The sequence below is a fragment of the Natroniella sulfidigena genome, from assembly GCF_023223645.1.
Taxonomy (GTDB): Bacteria; Bacillota; Halanaerobiia; order Halobacteroidales; family Halobacteroidaceae; genus Natroniella; species Natroniella sulfidigena.
The window spans coordinates 25,674-45,513 of the sequence record NZ_JALKBY010000012.1 but is presented as its reverse complement, the minus strand read 5'-3'; the positions used below and the strand labels follow the sequence as shown (position 1 = coordinate 45,513).

24 protein-coding genes are annotated in these 19,840 nt (G+C 34.0%); 1 reads left to right on the top strand and 23 read right to left on the bottom strand.

From position 1 onward, the window contains the following. Window positions 1-30 precede the first annotated feature (30 nt). The 14 genes from MWH28_RS08995 to MWH28_RS08930 form a co-directional block, all read right to left on the bottom strand. A complete protein-coding gene (locus tag MWH28_RS08995; protein WP_248619026.1) occupies window positions 31-600 on the bottom strand; it encodes a hypothetical protein in 570 nt (189 codons plus the stop codon). Between the two features lie 16 nt (window positions 601-616). Further along, window positions 617-1,102: a type 4a pilus biogenesis protein PilO gene (gene pilO / locus MWH28_RS08990; protein WP_248619025.1), complete on the bottom strand. Its 486-nt coding sequence runs from the start codon at window positions 1,100-1,102 to the stop codon at window positions 617-619. Next, window positions 1,099-1,599: a PilN domain-containing protein gene (locus tag MWH28_RS08985; RefSeq protein ID WP_248619024.1), complete on the bottom strand. Its 501-nt coding sequence runs from the start codon at window positions 1,597-1,599 to the stop codon at window positions 1,099-1,101. Before MWH28_RS08985 ends, pilO begins: the two co-directional genes overlap by 4 nt. Continuing rightward, window positions 1,592-2,626, bottom strand: a complete 1,035-nt coding sequence (pilM, locus tag MWH28_RS08980) for a type IV pilus assembly protein PilM (RefSeq protein WP_248619023.1) — start codon at window positions 2,624-2,626, stop codon at window positions 1,592-1,594. Before pilM ends, MWH28_RS08985 begins: the two co-directional genes overlap by 8 nt. 5 nt (window positions 2,627-2,631) lie before the next feature. Next, window positions 2,632-3,432: a helix-hairpin-helix domain-containing protein gene (locus tag MWH28_RS08975; protein ID WP_248619022.1), complete on the bottom strand. Its 801-nt coding sequence runs from the start codon at window positions 3,430-3,432 to the stop codon at window positions 2,632-2,634. 14 nt (window positions 3,433-3,446) lie between these two features. Further along, window positions 3,447-3,893, bottom strand: a complete 447-nt coding sequence (locus MWH28_RS08970; protein WP_248619021.1) for a PulJ/GspJ family protein — start codon at window positions 3,891-3,893, stop codon at window positions 3,447-3,449. A gap of 5 nt (window positions 3,894-3,898) precedes the next feature. Next, window positions 3,899-4,258 carry a type II secretion system protein gene (locus tag MWH28_RS08965; protein ID WP_248619020.1) on the bottom strand — a complete coding sequence of 120 codons (360 nt, stop codon included), beginning with the start codon at window positions 4,256-4,258 and terminating at the stop codon, window positions 3,899-3,901. A gap of 10 nt (window positions 4,259-4,268) precedes the next feature. After that, window positions 4,269-4,754, bottom strand: coding sequence for a GspH/FimT family pseudopilin (locus MWH28_RS08960; protein ID WP_248619019.1), 486 nt, complete (start codon window positions 4,752-4,754; stop codon window positions 4,269-4,271). Next, window positions 4,744-5,151, bottom strand: coding sequence for a type II secretion system protein (locus MWH28_RS08955; protein WP_248619018.1), 408 nt, complete (start codon window positions 5,149-5,151; stop codon window positions 4,744-4,746). The genes MWH28_RS08960 and MWH28_RS08955 overlap by 11 nt, the downstream gene beginning before the upstream one ends. A 13-nt stretch (window positions 5,152-5,164) precedes the next feature. Next, on the bottom strand, window positions 5,165-6,376 hold the full coding sequence (locus MWH28_RS08950; protein WP_248619017.1) for a type II secretion system F family protein: 1,212 nt from the start codon (window positions 6,374-6,376) through the stop codon (window positions 5,165-5,167). Continuing rightward, a complete protein-coding gene (locus MWH28_RS08945) occupies window positions 6,377-7,678 on the bottom strand; it encodes a GspE/PulE family protein (protein WP_248619016.1) in 1,302 nt (433 codons plus the stop codon). A 139-nt stretch (window positions 7,679-7,817) separates the two neighbouring features. Then, window positions 7,818-8,162 carry a hypothetical protein gene (locus MWH28_RS08940; protein WP_248619015.1) on the bottom strand — a complete coding sequence of 115 codons (345 nt, stop codon included), beginning with the start codon at window positions 8,160-8,162 and terminating at the stop codon, window positions 7,818-7,820. 29 nt (window positions 8,163-8,191) lie between these two features. After that, the gene (locus tag MWH28_RS08935; RefSeq protein WP_248619014.1) at window positions 8,192-8,467 is read right to left on the bottom strand and encodes a DUF1490 family protein; all 276 of its coding nucleotides are present in this window, start codon (window positions 8,465-8,467) and stop codon (window positions 8,192-8,194) included. Window positions 8,468-8,539: 72 nt separating this feature from the next. Continuing rightward, a complete protein-coding gene (locus tag MWH28_RS08930; RefSeq protein ID WP_248619013.1) occupies window positions 8,540-8,770 on the bottom strand; it encodes a hypothetical protein in 231 nt (76 codons plus the stop codon). A 413-nt stretch (window positions 8,771-9,183) separates the two neighbouring features. Here MWH28_RS08930 and MWH28_RS08925 point away from each other — a divergent pair, with 413 nt between their 5' ends. Continuing rightward, window positions 9,184-12,207 (top strand): cation-translocating P-type ATPase, encoded by a 3,024-nt coding sequence (locus tag MWH28_RS08925; RefSeq protein ID WP_345894766.1) that lies wholly within the window; start codon window positions 9,184-9,186, stop codon window positions 12,205-12,207. Window positions 12,208-12,260: 53 nt separating this feature from the next. On the opposite strand, the gene MWH28_RS08920 is transcribed toward MWH28_RS08925, so the two are convergent. The 9 genes from MWH28_RS08920 to MWH28_RS08880 all read right to left on the bottom strand — a co-directional run bounded on the left by MWH28_RS08920 (window position 12,261) and on the right by MWH28_RS08880 (window position 19,788). Continuing rightward, the gene (locus tag MWH28_RS08920) at window positions 12,261-12,455 is read right to left on the bottom strand and encodes a hypothetical protein (protein ID WP_248619012.1); all 195 of its coding nucleotides are present in this window, start codon (window positions 12,453-12,455) and stop codon (window positions 12,261-12,263) included. Next, window positions 12,421-14,454, bottom strand: a complete 2,034-nt coding sequence (locus MWH28_RS08915; protein ID WP_248619011.1) for an HAD-IC family P-type ATPase — start codon at window positions 14,452-14,454, stop codon at window positions 12,421-12,423. The genes MWH28_RS08920 and MWH28_RS08915 overlap by 35 nt, the downstream gene beginning before the upstream one ends. Window positions 14,455-14,748: 294 nt before the next feature. Beyond that, the gene (locus MWH28_RS08910; protein WP_248619010.1) at window positions 14,749-15,291 is read right to left on the bottom strand and encodes a nitroreductase family protein; all 543 of its coding nucleotides are present in this window, start codon (window positions 15,289-15,291) and stop codon (window positions 14,749-14,751) included. 91 nt (window positions 15,292-15,382) lie between these two features. Then, complete coding sequence (locus tag MWH28_RS08905) at window positions 15,383-16,069, bottom strand: methyl-accepting chemotaxis protein (protein ID WP_248619009.1); 687 nt, start codon at window positions 16,067-16,069, stop codon at window positions 15,383-15,385. A 28-nt stretch (window positions 16,070-16,097) separates the two neighbouring features. Further along, window positions 16,098-16,967 carry a shikimate dehydrogenase gene (gene aroE, locus MWH28_RS08900; protein ID WP_248619008.1) on the bottom strand — a complete coding sequence of 290 codons (870 nt, stop codon included), beginning with the start codon at window positions 16,965-16,967 and terminating at the stop codon, window positions 16,098-16,100. Then, window positions 16,960-17,463, bottom strand: a complete 504-nt coding sequence (locus MWH28_RS08895) for a nucleoside recognition domain-containing protein (protein ID WP_248619007.1) — start codon at window positions 17,461-17,463, stop codon at window positions 16,960-16,962. The genes aroE and MWH28_RS08895 overlap by 8 nt, the downstream gene beginning before the upstream one ends. Window positions 17,464-17,483: 20 nt before the next feature. Further along, on the bottom strand, window positions 17,484-17,906 hold the full coding sequence (locus MWH28_RS08890) for a nucleoside recognition domain-containing protein (RefSeq protein ID WP_248619006.1): 423 nt from the start codon (window positions 17,904-17,906) through the stop codon (window positions 17,484-17,486). Between the two features lie 127 nt (window positions 17,907-18,033). After that, window positions 18,034-19,146, bottom strand: a complete 1,113-nt coding sequence (locus MWH28_RS08885; protein WP_248619005.1) for a YibE/F family protein — start codon at window positions 19,144-19,146, stop codon at window positions 18,034-18,036. Window positions 19,147-19,359: 213 nt separating this feature from the next. Then, window positions 19,360-19,788, bottom strand: a complete 429-nt coding sequence (locus MWH28_RS08880; protein ID WP_248619004.1) for a Fur family transcriptional regulator — start codon at window positions 19,786-19,788, stop codon at window positions 19,360-19,362. Between the last annotated feature and the right edge of the window lie 52 nt (window positions 19,789-19,840).

Here is a 19,840-nt window from a genome sequence, read left to right as displayed (position 1 = left end):
ATTCTTTTCCTAAAAAATAAATGATTAATTCTAAAAATCAAAACTATACCGTTCATTATCCTGTTGAAGTATAAGTTGATCAGCAGAAATAGCTTCAACCTTAAAATCAGAAATTAGATCACCGACTTGAACCAACTCACTTTCTCCATTTAAATCTAATAAGACTAAACTTTTTTCTGCTCTACTTACAACTCCTAATACTTCTAGCTCTAACTCAAGTTCACTTCCATCCTTTAACTTAGTTCCTGAGTCATCTTGAGATTCCTCTTTAATTTTCTCTTCACTTTGATAACTAAATTCAGACTCAGACGCTTCTAGTGGATTCAAAAATGGACTCTCTCGCTCTAATTTTTCAATCCCATATAACTGATATAAATCGACTTCCTGTTGATGATTAATCTCTTCCTCATCCAGTTGGGCATCTAATTTGGGTCTACTTCTATCCTTTGTTTCCGTCACTACTTCAACTTCCTCTGAAAAAAAGAGTAAATTGATCCACAGTCCTATTGCCACTAAAACCAATCCAATTAAAACTATCAATTTCTTTGTAGAAGTTTCTTCAACCTCTTTAATTAATCTGGTTGTTAATTTCTCTAACACCTTACTCACCACTTTTTTATTGCAGAGCATAAATAATTAATAATAAATCCATCCTTAATTTATCTTCCTCTGTATCCTTTAACTTTAACTCTTCAATAGTCACTAACCTCTCCTGTTGCTCTAAACTCACAACAAACTCGATTAAATCTCTATAACCCCCAACAAAAGAAGCCTCTAAAGGCAGCTTAACTATCTGTTCATTTGTTAATTTATCATTTGATGTAAAATTAATTAAATTAATTTCAGACTTAGCTACCAGTTCTTCAAGCTTAGTTATAAATTCACTTAAGTTAATCTGAGACGGTAATAGAGTATGATCCTGCTCAACAAAATCACCTTCTTTAAATCGAGCTATTTTTTCTGTTTCTAATTTTAATTGCTGTTGTAAACTAGAAACTTCTCTATAATTGGCCCTAACATAACTTGCAATTCCATAATTAGCTATTAGCAAACCAATTAATAAGATTAAATAGATCTTCTTATTAACTACTAATAACTTCATTCTTTAACCTCTCCTTCAAGCTCTAATAAAATAGTTCCATCTGCTAACCTTTCAGTATCTAACAACTCAACTTGAGCAAAGAAAGGATATTTATTCAATCTACTAATCACTTTAAGTAGTTGTTGATCATCAGTTGCCTTAGCAGTAATTAAAAGCCTTTCTTCTGCAGTGATCACAAATTCTTCAATCCAGATCGAAGCAGGTATAATTAAATTAAGATCAGCAACAATCTGCCCGTAACTTAACAGTTGCTCAGCACCTACCTCTGCAATTACTTGCTGTCTCTGCTCTAGCCTTTCTAATTCAACTAAGGATAGCTCAACACTTTCCTCCTTAGTTTCCTCCAGCTCCTTTTGATATTCAACAACTAAAGAATTGCTATATAGCCCCCAGCCTAATACTGCAACTAATAGACAAGATAAAACAAGCAAGCTAACTCTTTTATACCTGTTATACCTTCTCTCTTTTTTTATCTTCAGCGGTAATAAATCAACCATTTTTTAATCCCCTCATTGCTAAACCTAAACTGACTGCTATTAAGACAAACTTATCACGTAAATAATGGCTAGCAAATCTTTCAGGATCAAAATCAATCATTGCTAGTTCTTTGCCTACCTCTACTTTGAATTGCAATTTCTGTTCTAAAAATTCTTTCAATCCTTTTAATTTTGCTCCTCCACCAGTTAAAATAATTCGTTGTTGAGTATTTTCTTCAAATTTTAATTGGTAATAATCGATCGCCCGTTTTACTTCCTTAAGCAGAGTTATTGAACTATTAGTTATCAATTCTGACTTAAATAAATTTTGCTTCTGTTTAACTCTTCTTGCTTCTCTTAAATTAATACTCTGCTCACTTTTAGCCTTAACTTCCTCAGAAAAATCTCTCCCCCCTACAGATAGAATACGCCTGAATTCAAGTTCACCTTGCTTAAAGACTATGAATTCAGTTTTATTTTTTCCTAAATCGAGCAAAATTAGATCATCCTTTGCTTGCTCTGGGCTAAATAAAATCCTTTGTAAAGCTAACGGCTCAATATCCACAGCCTTGACCTGCAAGCCAGCCCGTTCTATCAAATTAACATAATCTAATACAATCTCTTCCTTAATAGCTACTAACAGTAGTTCAACCTCCGTCTTCTTTTGTTCAATTATATGGTAATCTAAAACAATCTCCTCCCGAGAAAGTGGTAGATGATCTTCAGCTTCCCACTTAACTATCTCTGTTAATTCTTCTGACTCAACTTGTGGCAAGCTTAATTTTTTAACAAATAAATCACTACCTGACATAGCTATCACAACCTCTTGCCCTTGTAAATCATATTCAGTTACAAGCAACTCCAAAGCTTCTTCTAAAGCATCTTCTTCCTTAATTACTCCCTCTTGAATAGCACCTTCGGGTAACTTTTTGATAATACACTCCTGTAACTGAGGGACTTGAGAACCCCTTATTAACTGGGCCAACTTTACTGAATCATCCCCAATATCCAATCCTAACGATAATTTATTATTACTCCTTGACCACACCTTGCTTAACCTCCTAAATCTAAAACTATTCGTTGATTATACTTTTGCTCAGCTTGCTCAAGCTCTATCTCGACCTGCAATAAACCTGCTTCAACCGTAATTAGATCCTCTACTTGCTCATAGGTACCATCACCAATCCCTACCACTTCTTTTAACTCCTCTACCTCTGTATATCTGCCTTCTTGTTGACGATGATCAACTATTTCTTCAGCTGAAGTTTCACCAATCTCAGGTAAAGTCTGCAATACAGTCTGACAGGCAGTATTCAGATTAATCTTACCAGCTGACTCGACTGTGATATAATCCTTAATATCTTGATAGGTCGTCTGGCCGATACCGGTAAGCTTTAAAATCTCTGCTTGATCTTGATAAACACGATTATTAATTATCCTTTCTGCCAATATTTCACCAATCTCTGGTAATGATTCTAACATCTCTTGGCTATGTAGATTTAAATTAACTTGAGCAGCTTGATCTACAATCTCTACTATTTCATAATCAATCTTAACTACTTCATCATATAGTTTACTCTCAATCTTTTCTGTCCCTGCTACAGAAATTGCCGCCAACTCTTCTCTAGTCACTAATTGATTGCTCAACTGCTCTGTTAATTCTTCTATTACTTGATGAGCAGCTACTACTTCTAACCCTTCCTGCCAGTAATCTTCCTGAACCATCTGTCGATAATTAGCAGTAATCTGTAATTCATTAGTTACTAACTGTACAAATAAAGGGATTAAACTTCCGATCACAACCAAAATAACTATAACAAAGATGGTGATATATCCTTGCTCTCCTCTAACCATCGCTTTCACCCAATCTATCTATTGATCACTAGCCCTGTCTGTAACTCTCTTTCTAACTTATCTTTCTTGGCTACTAATTTAATAACTAATAAATCATCAGCCACCAATTCAAATTTCAGATCACTGATTCGATTACTGATCAAATTTAGATCATCATTATGGGCCAACCCTACTTCTGACTTGTAATAAATCTCTTGCTCAGCAAATTGCTGATCATAAAAAGAAATCCTTTGCTGTTCAACAGTAATTATCTGCTTAGCCGACCGTAAATTACTTACTATCTGGTTCATACTGACCCTCAACTCTTGTTGCAATTGCGAGTGTAAGTTACTATTCAGCCAAGTTGTAAGCAAAGTTCTATTGATTCCAATCAAGGCACCAATTAAAATCCCTAAGATTGAAATTACCACCATCATCTCTACTACAGTATAACCATCTTGTTTACTAATTAATCTATTCATTAGAATCAGCCTTCAACCAACCGCGAATTGAATGTCTCTAACTCTACTTTTAATTCATCCTGCCAATAAACTCTAATAAGTACCTGCTTTAAACCCTCTTCAATCTGTTCAACCTCAACTGTATACTGGTATTCACCAGTCTCATCTACTGGTTGATAAGAAGTAGTCTTCAACTCCTCAAATTCTTGCTTTCGCTCTTCTTCTAATTTTAATTGGGCCAACCCAACAGCTTCAGTAATCAGCGAAGTAGTAGCCAACTTTTCTGTAGTACTAGCTACCGTATTAGCTACTGGAATTAACAACACTCCAATGACTACAATCACTATTAGCAACTCAAGTACAGTAAATCCTTCTGTCTCAGACACCACTACACCCCTATTCTAAATTAAGCTCACCAGCATTAGAAGAATAGACTATCTTCCGTGTCCCATAATCCTCTAACTCAAGTTTAACTGCTCCATTATGTCCCGCTAGATTGCCTAATTTCTTAAAGAAGACAGCTCGCTCCGCATTAAAATTTTCCGTTATAAATTCGTTATATTCAGGCAACGTGACTTCTTTAATCGCTACTTTCTCCTCAAGCTCAACCTTTCTTATAACTTGAGGCTCTAACTTTCCTTCAACTACTAAATATTTATTCTCTGTCAGATCAAAGACGACTCCCCACACTTTTTGATTGATAACTGCCTGTTGGCGAGCCCATTTCAAATCACTGACTAATTGATTGATCGTAGTTTCTAATTCAAGATAAGCTAAATAGTTATTGAACTTAGGGCCAACTAAGAGTAACAACCCGCTCACAATTGCACAAACGACTAACAGTTCTACTAAGGTAAACCCCTGCTGTTGATTAATCTTCATTATTTTCTTCAATTAATCCCTTATCACTTTGATAATAATATTGTAATCCATCAATCTTAAATGAAATTTCAAATCCTTCAGTATCATCTAATAAAGAATAGGAAAAATTTTCGATATTTAAATCATCTAATGTAGCTAGATTGATATAATCCTCAATTTCACCATGTAAATCATTATAATCATCCTTATTATCTGGATAATCACCCTCGACCAAATAATGCATCTCTACCGCTTCTGCAATATTCGTAATCTGATTCAAAGCTACCTGCTTTTCTGCTTCTCCTTTAACTCCAGCAACTTGAGGTAGTGCTAAACTACTAAAAATTCCAATGATTGCAATAACGATCATCAATTCAATTAATGTAAACCCTTCATCATTATTAAAAAACTTCTTCATCCTTCTCGCCCCTTTAAAGATAATTAATCAAATTAAAGATAGGTAATAAGATCGATGTAATAACCCCAGCAACAATGACTGATAAGATTAAGATCAATACTGGCTCAGCTAACGAAGTAATTAACTCTAAGTCCGTCTCTAACTCCTGTTCATAATAATCTGCAACCTTAAGCAATACCCCTCCTAGCTGACCAGTCTCCTCTCCAACACTGACCATCTGCAATACCATCTCTGGCAATAGTCCGATACTTTCTAGAGCATTACGAAGACTGCCCCCTTCTTTTACCGTCTGTTGAACTCGTTTTAACTTTCGTTCAACTACCTTATTATTCACAATCTTTTCTATACTCACTAACGCTGGGAGCAGACTAACTCCATTCAATAATAAAGTCCCTAAGGTTCTTGTAATTCTAGTTACCATGATTTTTAAGATTAACTTATTAATTAAAGGTACTTTCAATAATAATCGATCTAATAAAAAACGTCCCTGCTTACTTTTAAAATAAATAACTGTGCTACTTACCAAAGTAGACAATCCTAGTAAGATGACCAGCCAGTATTCAGTCAAAATTTCTGTTATCTGTAATAAACTTCGGGTTATTAAAGGTAACTCTAAATTATAAGTAGCAAATACTTCTGTAAATAAAGGTAGTACAACATAAAAGATAAATACCAACAAGCCACAAGCAACAGCTAAAATAAAGAGTGGATAAGCTAAAATTGCTCGTAACTTCTTTCTAAGCTGTAGTTGCTTTTCAAAATAAGTTGCTAAATCAGTTACTACAGCAGCTAAGCAGTCCCCTTCCTCTCCGGCAGCAATCATATTAATTGCTAAATCGGGAAAGATATTAGAATGTCTCCCAACTGCAGTCGATAACATCTTACCTTGCTCCACATCTTCTCTAATCTGATTTATTATTGCACCTAAATTAGAATTAGTAAACTGTTCTGTTAAGAGTGCTAAAGAGCTTGCCAAAGGCAAGCCACTATCTATCATCGTAGCAAATTGACGCATGAAAGCAGTTAGGTCTTGATATGTTATTGTAGTAAATAATCTAGCCAAGATATTCTTGTTAACTTTATTCTTCTGCTCAGCTTCAAGATCAATAATATAATACCCTTCTTGCTTCAATCTTTTAGCTGCAACAGTTTCATCTTTAGCTTCTATACTACCCCTCTTTTTAGCCCCAGTTGCTGAGATAACTCGATAATTAAATAACTCCATCTAACTTGACACCTTAATTTCAGTTTTTACACGCGAAGTTACTCGCTTCACTTCTGCTAAAGTTGTTATTCCTGCTTTGGCTTTCTTGATTCCACTCTCAACTAGAGACTCCATTCCCTGCTCCAGAACGAACCTTTTTAGTTGAGTACTAGAAGCCCCTTCAGTAATCAACTCCCTTAAACTATGATCTAAGTTTAGAACTTCATAAATAACAGTCCGTCCCTGATAGCCTAGATAATTACACTCTAAGCAACCTGCCCCCCGATAAAAAGTCTCACCAACTGCCAGTTGCTCCTTAAAATAAAATTGCTCACTCTCAGCCCCCTGCAATCGATACTCTTCCTTACAATTATCACAAATCTTACGTACCAATCGTTGAGCTATAATTCCTACTACTGAAGAAGCAACTAAGAAATCCTCAACCCCCATCTCAATCAACCTAATCACAGAACTGACGGCATCATTAGTATGGATAGTACTTAAAACTAGATGCCCGGTTAATGATGACTGAATAGCTATTTTTGCTGTTTCATAATCCCTAATTTCTCCGACCATAATTATATCAGGATCTTGGCGTAAGATTGCCCGTAAACCTGTCGCAAAACCGAGATTAACTTTAGAGTTAATCTGAACTTGATTGATCCCTAACAACCGATATTCAACTGGATCTTCAATAGTAATGATATTACTGGTAGTAGAGTTTAACTGATTGATAATTGAATATAAAGTCGTCGTCTTACCGCTGCCTGTTGGCCCGGAAACTAAGATCATCCCATGTGATTGATTAATCATCCTTTTAAGCTTGGGAATTATTTGGCAACTAAAACCCAACTCCTCCAAGTCAAACAACAAATTTTGCTTATCTAGAATTCTGATTACTACTTTTTCCCCAGCTACAGTCGGTAAAATAGCAATTCTCAAATCAATCTGCCGTTCTTTATAACTCCACTTCTTTCTGCCATCTTGAGGTACCCTCTTGATAGCAATATCTAAATCAGCCATAATCTTAATTCTTGATACCAAAGCAGGCTGAAGCTTCTGCGGTAAAGTCAACACCTCTTGTAATAAACCATCAATTCGATATCTAACCCTCAATTTCTCTCCTACCACTTCAAAATGAATATCACTCACCTTAGCTTTAACTGCTTGATTAATGATCAGATCAACTATTTCTATCATTGATGCTAAAGCTAATTCATCTTTGTTAATATTAAAGTACTCTTCTTTTAATTCTAACTTGTCCAAGTCTTCAATAATTTCATTTTCAACTTCATAATGCCTGCCAAGTTCAGATTGTTCCATCATTCTATCCCACCTAGCTTCTAACTAATTTACTAGTATTTTATCTATATTTTGGAATATTATACATAATAATTTGCTTTTATTGACCCCAATACTAAACCCTGCATCTAAACTAGGATGCAGGGTTACTGATCTCGAATTATTCTGTTTCATTCTTTATATCAGCTACTTCCTGTTGCAGGTCTTTTACAATACTAACCAACTCTTTAATCTGCTCTCTTTCTTCTTTCAACTCATTATAAATCATAGCCATCTCTTGATCTGCTCGTCTACCTGACATATTTTCAACTAAACCAGACATCTTCTCTTTTCCATCATCCATCACTTGCGAAGCCATACCGCCAGCTGATAATGCTCCCTGCATCCCTTTAACTGCTACATTTCTGGCATTTTTCTTTAAAGTTGGCCCTAATAAATAAGTTGCAGCAGCTATTCCAATACCTAACACAAAGTTTTGAGTCCCAAATGGCTTTAAAAACTTCATCTTCTGCCTCCCCTCTTAACTTAGCTACCCTATTCTAGCTGATCATTAAACTCCTGTTCCATAAAATCATCTTCTAAGTCAAGATCTTCTGCAAAGAAGTCCTGGTTGCCCTTCATATTCTCATATTGAGCTTCTGCTATAATATCTTCAACCTCTTCTTTGAAATTATATGCCGCTTCCTTAGTCAAATCTGCAGCACTAAATACTTGACTAGTAGTCGATACCGCAGCTTTTCTAATTGGCTTTTTTAGTTTCTTCAGTCCACAAAAAGTAGCAACTCCATATACTATACCTAAAGGAATCATTTAACCCCCCCCGTTTCGATTCACAATTTATAATTAAATTCAAACTGGCAAACTCAAAAGATTTAAAGTCTTTTAACGTCCAAACATAAACACTTTGGTTATTGCTTTAACAATTCCTTTTTCCTGATACTTTTCGCTCAAATTAGTAGTTTCAGACCACAGTTTTTTGATATATTCTCTCCAAATATTGATAACCTCTTTTCTTTCTTCGGGATTCTCTTTGATATATTTAAAACTAGTTAATAAGTTTTCTTTAACCAATCTAATTGTTTGATTTAAATCACCAGTTATCTTTTCTTTCATTTATAATCCTCCCTCACAACTCTTATAGTGTATAGTTGATAATTGATAGTGGATAGTTAAAACCTTTTAAATTAACTTTTGCTCTTAATAGAATAACAACTGAAAGTTGATCTATATTGATATATAGCTTAAGTTTAAGGCTGAGTCTGAGGTTAAGTCAACCACTAAAAACATAAGGGTTTAGCTCTTACTTAGACTTAGACTTAAACTTAAACTTAATTCTAATTTACTCAGGCTTAAACTTAACCATTCTATACTATTTGATAGTATAAACTAAAAAAAATAAAATATTCAATCATGGCTTCCAGGAAAATATTACTTATGATTTTCCTGCTTCTAACTCTATTTCTGTGTATTCAAATACCAATCTAGGTAATACTACTTGATAAGAAAGTAGGGAAAGGAGTGACTACATTATTAATGAAGAAAACTCAGTTGTTTACCAACCAAATATTGTTTCTTATCTACCAGGTCGAATCCGCTTTAAATGCAAGGAAATTAAACAAAATAACTCTTTAGCCCAAAAAATCAAGCAATTATTGCTTAAGCTTAGTGGTATTAATCGAATAACAACTAACATCTATAGCCACTCTATCCTAATCTATTATCAGCCTAATCAAGTTTCAGCCAAAGCAATTATTAAAAAATTGAGTTATCTACTAATAAAATATAAAAATTTAAAAGAAAGAAAAGTAATTAATCATGTCGCTCCTACCTTAGAACAAGATTCAGTTGAGACAACTAAAACTTCTAGTGAAATACCTAAACAGAAAGAATGGTATAAACTAACCCTACAACAAATCATCAAAACTTTAAATAGTGATCCTGAGCAAGGATTAAAACCAGAACAAGCCCAACAAATAATTGAAAATCTAGGGCCAAACCAATTCAACCAACAGAAAAAAAAGGGCTTTTGGCGACTATTCTTAGACCAATTTAAAGATTTTATCATCAAATTACTATTAGGAGCCAGCCTTACTTCTTTTCTATTAGGCCAATTTGGTGATGCTTTAATCATCTTAGCTATTACAATTTTAGAAGCATTATTAGGGTCATGGCAAGAATTTAAAGCCAATAAATCATTAGCTTCTTTACAGAAATATTCTGAAACAGAAACTAAAGTAACTAGAAATAATAAAACAAGAAGTATCGATTCTAAAAGATTAGTCCCAGGTGATATTATCTCTTTGGAAACAGGAGATATCGTCCCCGCTGATGCTCGATTGATTGATAGCTCTAATTTAAAAATCAATGAATCAACCTTAACCGGAGAATCAGAAGCTATCTCTAAAACCCATAAGATTGACTATACATCCACTAGGCCATTAGCAGACAGAAAGAATATGGCCTTTATGGGTACAAGTATTGTTAAAGGAAGGGCAAAAGCTATTGTAGTAGCTACAGGTAACCATACCCAGATGGGTTATATCTCTCAAAAGGTTAATACATCTGAGCAACAATCTACTCCTTTAGAAAGAGATTTGGAGCAATTGGCTAAAAATATTACTTGCTCTTGTTTAGCTATTTGTAGTGGAATTGTAATTACCGGTCTCTTAACTGGTCAACCATTAATCCAGATGATCAAGACAGGACTAGGTTTAGCTATTGGGGCTATTCCAGAAGGATTGGCCACAGTCTTGACTATCTCTTTGGCTTTTGGAGTTAAAAAAATAGCAGAAAAAGGAGCTATCGTAAAACAACTATCTGCCACTGAAAATCTAAGCTGTACCGATATTATTTGTACAGACAAAACAGGAACTTTAACTACAGGACAGATGACTGTAACAGAAGTCCAAACTATCAATCATAAGTATAAAATTACAGGTAGAGGCTATTCTACTACAGGGGAATTTTATTGTAATCAAGAAACTATCAACCCTCAACACCAACAAGATTTAAAACAACTATTAACCATAGGTTCATTATGTAATAACACATCATATGAAAAGAATGATGACTCTTTAAAGATTATTGGTGACCCTACTGAAGGCGCTCTGCGGGTATTAGCTCAAAAAGCAGATTTAGAGATTGCAGATTTAGATTGTTATACCCGCGAAGAAGAGATTGCTTTTGATTCAGAAGCAAAAAAAATGACAGTTATTTGCCAAGATGACTCTAATAACTATTCAATCAATGTTAAAGGGGCACCAGATGTCATCCTTGCCAAATGCTCCAAAATTTTTGATGGAGAGCAAGTCAGAAAATTAACTACAAAAGATAGGAAAAAGATAACTGAGCAAGTACAAGAAATGGGTAATAAAGCGCTGAGGGTAATGGGCTTTGCTTACAAAAAATTAGATTATAAACCAACTACTGATCATATAATTGAGGAAAATCTGGTTTTTGTAGGCTTAACAGGTATGATCGATCCTCCTCGTCCTAAAGTTAAGGATGCAATTAAGCAATGCCATCAAGCAGGAATTAAAGTAATAATGATTACTGGAGATCATAAACGAACAGCAAAAGCTATTGGTAAAAAACTTAATTTATTAGAATCAACCAAAAAAAATCAGATCTTGACGGGCCAACAATTAGACAATCTCTCTGATCAACAATTAGCTGACAGAATTGATAAGATTTCAATCTTTGCCCGGACATCACCTCAACAGAAGCTACGAATTGTTAAGACCTTAAAGAAGAAAGGTCATGTAGTTACTATGACAGGTGATGGGGTCAATGATGCTCCGGCCATCAAAGAAGCAGATATCGGTATTGCTATGGGCCAAACTGGAACTGATATAGCCCAAGAATCATCAGCTATTGTCTTAACTGATGACAATTTCACTACAATTGTAGATGCCATTAAAGAGGGCAGAAGTATCAGCAGTAATATTAAAAGGTTCTTAAAATATGTTTTAGCTGGAAATATTGGCGAAGCGATTGCTATTTTCACTGCTGCACTTTTAGGTTTGCCACCACCTTTAATTGCTAGTCAATTGTTACTGATCAACTTTATTACCGAAGGCTTCCCCGCCTTATCATTAGGGATTGAACCAGCAGATCAAAATAATATGAAACAGCCACCAAGAGATGGACAACAGAGTATTCTTGATCAGAATCTCTTATCAGAGATACTATTTAAAGGCTTCTTATTGGGAACTAGTACAGCGGGCTTATATCTAACTAACTACTTTACTACCGGCAATCTGACCAAAGCTAGCACCCTTGCTTATGCTAACTTAGTAATTAATCAAATGATCCATGTTTTTCAATGTAGGAATAAACCGATTAAAGCCAATAAGTATATAGTCCCAGCAGTTACAACCTCTTGTTTACTGTTGCTGATCAGCATTTATTTTTCACCATTAATGCAACTTTTCGGTACTGTACCTTTACAGTTGATTGATTGGATTATTATTCTATCTATCTCTGGCTTAATCAATTTAATTCACTCTACTCCGCGACAAGATATAACTCAACCTACAACTACTTGCTAATTAAAACTTACCTCTCTCAAAAAAAAGTACTCCTGCAATTGCAGGAGTGCTTTTTATTTTAAACTGTCTTTATCCTTTAAAAATAACTCTCTTTCTTGAGCAGTCAACTCAGTAAAATCTTCTTTAGTAACTTGATCATTCTCTAACATCTCCTTTAATAAAGGCCCTAATAAGTATCCTGCTAAACTTAAACCTACCGAAAATAAGATACCTTTACCGCTCAATAAGTTGAATATTTTCTTGATCAAGATCAACTCCTTCACTTTTGTCATCTACAATAGATTTAGGATCAATCTGCAAAATTCTTGCACTATTTAAAATAGCTAGAATTGAGTTTAAGGTACTTAAACTCTTAGCTAAAAATGGGTTGATAGCACCAAAGAGAGCAATTGAACCAAGCAATAGGCTAAACCCTTGGCCCACAACTATATTGAATCTTATCTGACGGTAACTTTCTTCTGATAAAACTAATAATTTAGAAAGCAAGTTCAAATCTTTATCTAACAAAATACAATCTGCTGAAGCTACTACTTCCTTACATTCAGATTGATTAAATGTCAGACCCAAATCAGATCTCTCCATAGCAGCTAAATCATTTATTCCATCCCCTAGCATAATAGTATTTCTATTTTTGTTAATAATCTGATCCATTTTATCTTGAGCTGTCAGCTCTCCATGATATTCTTCTATCTCTAATTGATGAGCAATATGCTCTACATTTGCTATCCTATCTCCACTTAATAATTCTACTTTCATTCCTCTTCTCTTCAACTGAGCAATAACTTCCTTACTTCCAGAACACAACTGCTCTCTTAATCTTACCTTACCTATTAGTTTATCAGCAGTACCTATATCAACTATCAAATATTGACCTACAAATTTTAATTCCTTGACCAACAATAATTCAGCATTCTTAGCAGGTGTCATTGAAGTAATCCGATCCTGTTCAACCAAATCAAACCTTTGTTGACAGACCAACTTTAAATCTTCGTAACAATAAGCATCATCACTCAATTCCATCTCTACTACTTCTAATCTTCCTGAGGTCAATGTTCCAGTCTTATCGAATACAATATTATCAACCGTTATGATCTTTTCAACTTTATTAACATCTTTTAACATAATATTATTCTTTAATAATAACTTGGCATACTTAGCTAACCCAGCATTTAAAGCGACCTCGGTTGCACTAGGAGACATTATTAATAACACACTCAACGGGCCAACCAAAGCTCCTGTGATTAGATAGCTACAGATTGCTAAACTAAAAACAGTATACAAGGATTGCTGTTGATAAGTGTCAACCTCTTCTCGCAACTGCATCTTTACTTGCTCTGACTTAACTTCTCGCTCAATTGAAACTTGATCAACTTCCACCTTTATTTCTCCAGCTAAAAGAAGCATCCCCTGAGCAACTTTGGCCCCTTCCTTTAGCTCTTTTACTTCTGGTTGCCCAGTTCGATAACTAAGGCTTACAATAGCAGTTCCTTCCTTAATAGTGCCTGTAACCAAGATCATTTCTTCTTCATAAAATGAAAGAAGATCACCACTTTCTACTTCTTTTAATGGTAATAAGTATTCTTGTTGCTTATGGTTATACCAGACTAATTCCAAACGATTTCGATCACTTCTTAATAAGACCTGTTGTAACTGTAAATTAGAATATTCTCCAATCAAAGAGGTAATCGATTTTAAAAATAAAAAGACTAATCCTGTACTCTCCCTTAACAAGGTCAACAAAATCCCTGACCAGATAAGTAAGTCATCAGCAAACTCTGTAATAGACTGATTCATTCTTTGATAAATTTTATTTAAAGTTGGATAACTACTGACTAGGCTCACAATTGCAGCACCTATTAAAAAGGTTAAATTCTTGTTTAAAATAGATTTCCCCCATAACAAACCTTTAATCTTGTAGAACAAAAAGATTCCAGCAAATAAAAAAGTCTTATCTCGAGCAGCAAGAAAGTTCCTCTGGGCCTGATAATAATCTGTATAATATTCATGTAAGTAACTTAAATAATCATCAACCTCAAAATCTTTAATCGCTCCTACTACGTCTTCCCTAGTTAACTTCTTTCGCTCATACTCAACCACTAAAGTAGCAATTACTGGGTTGGCCCTTACCTTCTTAATACCAGTCAGCCCTCGCAAATATATTTCCATAATCTCTGCTGATTGATCATCTTTATACAATTCAGCTATTTTTAATCTAATTCGACCAGGTACAAAGCTTAAAATTTTCATTTTTCTAAACACCTATTGCTAGTTTAAACCGATTAATTTAATTCTATTCTTTTTTATCTTACCTCTTTGAATTCTAAATAAAAAAGTTGCCTCCGGCAACTCAGTTTAAGTCTAAGTTTGAGTCTAAGTAACCCATTTAAAAACCGTAAAACTAAAAAGTTATCCACACTCCCATAATTTCCTAAATAAAAAATAGAGGCCAACTTTTTAAGTTGGCCTCTACAAGTATTATTCATTACTTAATTATCTTCTTAGCTGTTGACTTAACCTCAACCTTAAACTTAAGCTAGGTAGTTATTTAATATAACTTACTACTTCAGATAAATCCTTTCGGGAAGTCCTTGGCCCTAATTTTTCTTTTGGATAGCCTACAGTAATAAAAGAATAGATTCTAAGAGGAGAGTTAAGATTTAAAATCTCTTCCGCTTTCTTCTCATTAAAAGCCCCAATCCAGCAAGTTCCTAACCCTAAAGTTGGTGCCGTTAATAATATATTTTGAATTGCTGCTGCAGTATCCTGAATTATATATAAATCCTTCCCTCGTTCTCCATACTTATCAACTATTTTAGTGTGATTTCCACAGACTGCAATCAATTTAGGAGTTCCTTTAGACATCCAAGTAGCATTATAAGCAGACATAGTCTCTTCTATTAATTGCTCTATAATCTCTTGATTCTCAATTACCTTAAATCTCCATGGCTGAGAATTACCTGCACTAGGGGCCAACACTCCTGCCTCCAATAATCGTTCAATCTTCTCTGGTTCCACTTCTTTGTCTTTATATTTTCTAATACTTCTTCTTTGCTGCAAAAAATCAAAGATATCTGTTGTACACATATTAATCCCCTCCTTTAGTTAATAATCATTCTATAAAAATCTACAATTTCCTTGTTTTGAGCCATTGGTATATCTACCAATTAAGTAAATATTAAATATCTTTTGACATTTTACCTTCAAGATTACTTACTGCTTGATTAATCTCTTGGTTTAATTTAATAATATTTTGGTTAATCTCCTCAATGTTTTGTACTAAACCTTGTGATTCTTCAGCTAACTCCTTGACCTCATTTGCTACAACTGAAAAGCCCCTTCCTTCCTTACCAGCTCTAGCAGCCTCAATTGAAGCATTGATAGCCAAAATATTTAGATTCTTAGTTACCTGCTCTACTTGGTTTATAGAATTGCTAATATCTAAAGAATTATCGTCTATAGAATTATAAATTCCTGTTAATTGAGTAGTTACAGATTCTAATAAACTATGTTGATTTCTTTTATACATCTCAATAATATAATAGAGTAAATAAGAACTTTCCCCACTGATCAACTCCTGCTCATCTCTCATATTCTCTTTTACTTTAGCCAATACCTGATCAGAATTAGTCACCTCAACAATCAAATCAATCTGTCGATCATTGATTATATCCATCATCTCCGTAGTATGATTAACTCCTACTTCTTGGGCCAACTCTATCCCTGGAGCAGTCAAATCTATATCTGCAATCTGCTTAACATTTATAAAATCGAGATCTATAAAGATCCTTAATAACTCAGCTCCAACCTCTCCAGCTCCGATAATCCCTATATTTATTTCATGATGCTCCACCTCTGAAACCATTTTTAAACTCCTCCTTTAATTAAACAAATTAATTTCTAATTTCCAATTGAGATAAAATAGCATCCTTCATAGTTTCAACGTCTGCTTCTTGGCCAGTCCAAATTTCAAATGCAATTGCTCCTTGATAAATAAGCATCCCTAAACCACTAACAGTCTTTACTCCCAACTTTTTAGCCCTTTTTAGTAATACAGTCTCCACAGGATTATATACCAGATCAGTTACCAAAGAAGCTTTTTCTATTAATTCATCTCCTATAACCGGTTCTACATCAATTTGAGGATACATTCCAATTGGAGTAGTATCAACAATTAAATCAAGCTTAGGTAAATTATTCTTCAAGTATTCCTCTTCTAACCTTAATGCTTCTACCTTAGATAAATTCAATTTTTCTTCAAGATTGCTTGCTAAATTAGCTGCAGTTTCAAAAGTACGGTTAGCTACATATAATTCATCCGCCCCCTCTAAACCCAACTGAAAAGCAACAGCCTTAGCAGCACCACCTGCACCGATGATTAAGATTTTCTTGCCTTGAGCACTAAATCCTACTTCTTCAGCTAAAGCCCTAACAAACCCTTGTCCATCTGTATTGTGTCCGATCAATCTTCCCTCTTTATTTTCAATCGTATTAACTGCCCCAATTAATTCAGCTTCCTTAGACAGATCATCTAAGTTATTTATAACTGCTTCCTTATGAGGAATAGTAACATTAACTCCCTTGATTCCTAAAGCTCTAATCCCCTCTAATGCTTCTTTAACCTCTTCAGACTTAACCTGAAAAGCTAAGTAACGATAATTTAAACCTAATTTCTCCAAAACAGCATTATGCATTAATGGCGATTTGGAATGTTCAACTGGATCCCCTAACAAACCTACTAATTTAGTAGAACTATTAATCATAACTCCTCACACCTTCCTTGACAGCAGTTTGACTTAATCCAGAGTTTGCTTTTATATTATCACTAACCAAATAATTACTATATATATATGTTAAGGAAATAGCTAAAAGAATCCTTGTTCCCAACATAATTACTCCCCTACCACCAATAGCAATAAATAATAATGTATCTTCTATAACTGCATGACAGATTGCTAAAAATATACCCAAACTCATCAATTCTTCTGTTGAAAGTTTATCCTCATCTACAATTCTAATGATTACTCCCGCTCCATATGTAATCCCAAAAATTTGAGAAACAATTAAAGGTAAACCAGCTTCTGATGGCAAATTAAAGTACTTTAAAACAGGAGTGAATAATTGTGAAACCTTATCTAAAATTCCTAATTCATCTGCTAGTTCAATTCCAATTAATAACGGAAAAATAATCTTAGCAATATCCGTTAACATATCTAAATTACCTACTAACATATCCCTAAACATCGCTGACCAATCCATACTAATCCTCCTATAGTGACTTATAGTATTAAGTTTAAAATAATTCCTACTGCTAAAGAGGCTACTATTCTTAGTATAATTAAAGTTAAAACATTAACCCGCATCTTCTTCATTACAGCCCCTTCTATAATTAAACTATGGGCCAACCCTAACATAGTACCCAAAATTGTAATCTCTCTAATTCCTAACTGCAAACCTGAAATTGCTCCTATAGCTGCATATAGATTTAAAAAGTATCCGGTCAATAACACAACCACAGCCTCTCCTGATAATCCAAACAGCTGCATCATCGGACTAAAAATCCCAGCTAAATAATCAATTATACCAAAATGTCTAAAAAAAGTTACTAAGACATAAACTGGAACAATTACTTTTATTAAATCAAGATAAGTAATAAAAGCCTTTTTAAACCCCCGTTTTAGAGCATTAGATAAATCAATCATATCAAGCTAACTCCTCCTTCAAAACTTTTAATCTTTAATATGAAATACTTCAATACAAACCACCAAAAGTCCTTGCTCAAAGAAAAAATAGTAGTGACTATCTACTACTATCATTCATATTTTAATTCTAGCTTTTTCTTGCACTTAATATAGCTGCTATAAAAGCCGTAACAGGAATCGAGATTATCAAACCAATACTACCTGTAATCCCTCGTACAAATTCTGTAGCTATAATATCCATATTAATAATTCTCATCCAATGCATCTCTACACCCAATAACAATAATAATAAAGGTATTGCACTACCTACATAAGCTAGTAATAATGTATTGGCCATAGTTCCCATAATATCACGCCCTACATTCAATCCCCCAATCATTAAGCTATGAACCCTCAAGGAAGGGTTACTATTACTGATTTCAGAAATAGCTGATGCCACAGACATACTAACATCTGTAACCGCCCCTAAAGAACCAACTATTATTCCTGCAAATAACAACCCTCTAATATTTATATCCTGCTCCAAATTAAATAACATCATAGCCTCTTCACTATTAAAACCGGTCAAATGTGATACTTCTCCCACCCACAAAGTCAAAATACCAGCTATTGCCACCCCAGTAGCCGTACCTATAATTGCTGCTACAGACTTTTCATTAAATCCCCCAATAATCAATAAACTAGGGATGATAATTATAATTGCAGAAATAGAAGTTATAAAGATAGGATCATAACCTCTTAATAATAATGGTAACATAAACCTAGCAATAATCACTCCAGCAAAGGCTAAGGTTATAATCGTCTTCAAACCAGCCTTTCCTCCAACTAACAGCAATAATAACAAAAATATAGCAGTTAAATAAAATAACCCTCGATCCCGAGCAACATCATGTAACTGAATCTGATCAACTCGCCCATTTGTATCCCTTGAAACCAAGATCACATCTTGTTTTTCTTCTAAATAAAGACTTAAATATGTACTTCCTTTTTCATAATTATTAGTAACAGTTATTCTTTCTCCACGATGTGGGCCAGTCGTTATCACTACCTCCGCCTTTTGTTGAATCATCCTAGAATACTCATCATGTACAAACTCTTGAACAGATAAAACTTTACCTCGATAGTACTCCTCAAACTGCTCTTCAATATCTCTAGCATGAGTAATATTATCTATCCCAATAGATAATATCAAGCTCAACAGAATCAATATCAATAATAATTTCTTTGAGAATTGAAACATAATCCTCACTCCCTTAAACTAAATAAATTTAAACCTTTAATGACCAACTAAACAAAAATCATTATTTTCATCCTGAAGGATGAAAATAATGATTTTAATCAGCCACATATAATACAATTTTATTAAGTTTAAATTTATTTAAGTACAAAAAAATAATTACTCAGGAATTGATATTCATTCTCAAATAACACCTTAAAAAATGACTGCTGCTAATTAACAATCTTCACAATAGCCATAAAATTTAATACTATGTTCTGTTACTGAAAAATTATACCCTTTCTCTAAATCAGCCTCAAAATCTTCTAAAATTTGATCATTAAATTCAATTACTGTTCCACAATCAATACAGATTAAATGGTGATGATGCTCATCATTATTTCCTTCCAACTCATAACGCCGACAATTATCATCAAAATTCAACTGCTGAACAATACCTAACTCACCAAACAACTCCAAAGTTCGATAAACTGTTGCTAAACCAATTCCATTATCTTGTTGCTTAACAATATTATAAATCTCTTCAGCACTTAAATGCTCCCCTTCATTATCCGTTAAAATCTGCAAAATCAAATCTCGTTGAGCAGTTAATTTATAATTATTTGTAGCCAAAATATTCTTTAACTCCTGCCTCTTCTTTTCCATATTTTCACCTACTAACTAATGATTATTTTCACATTAATTATATCTTATCAAC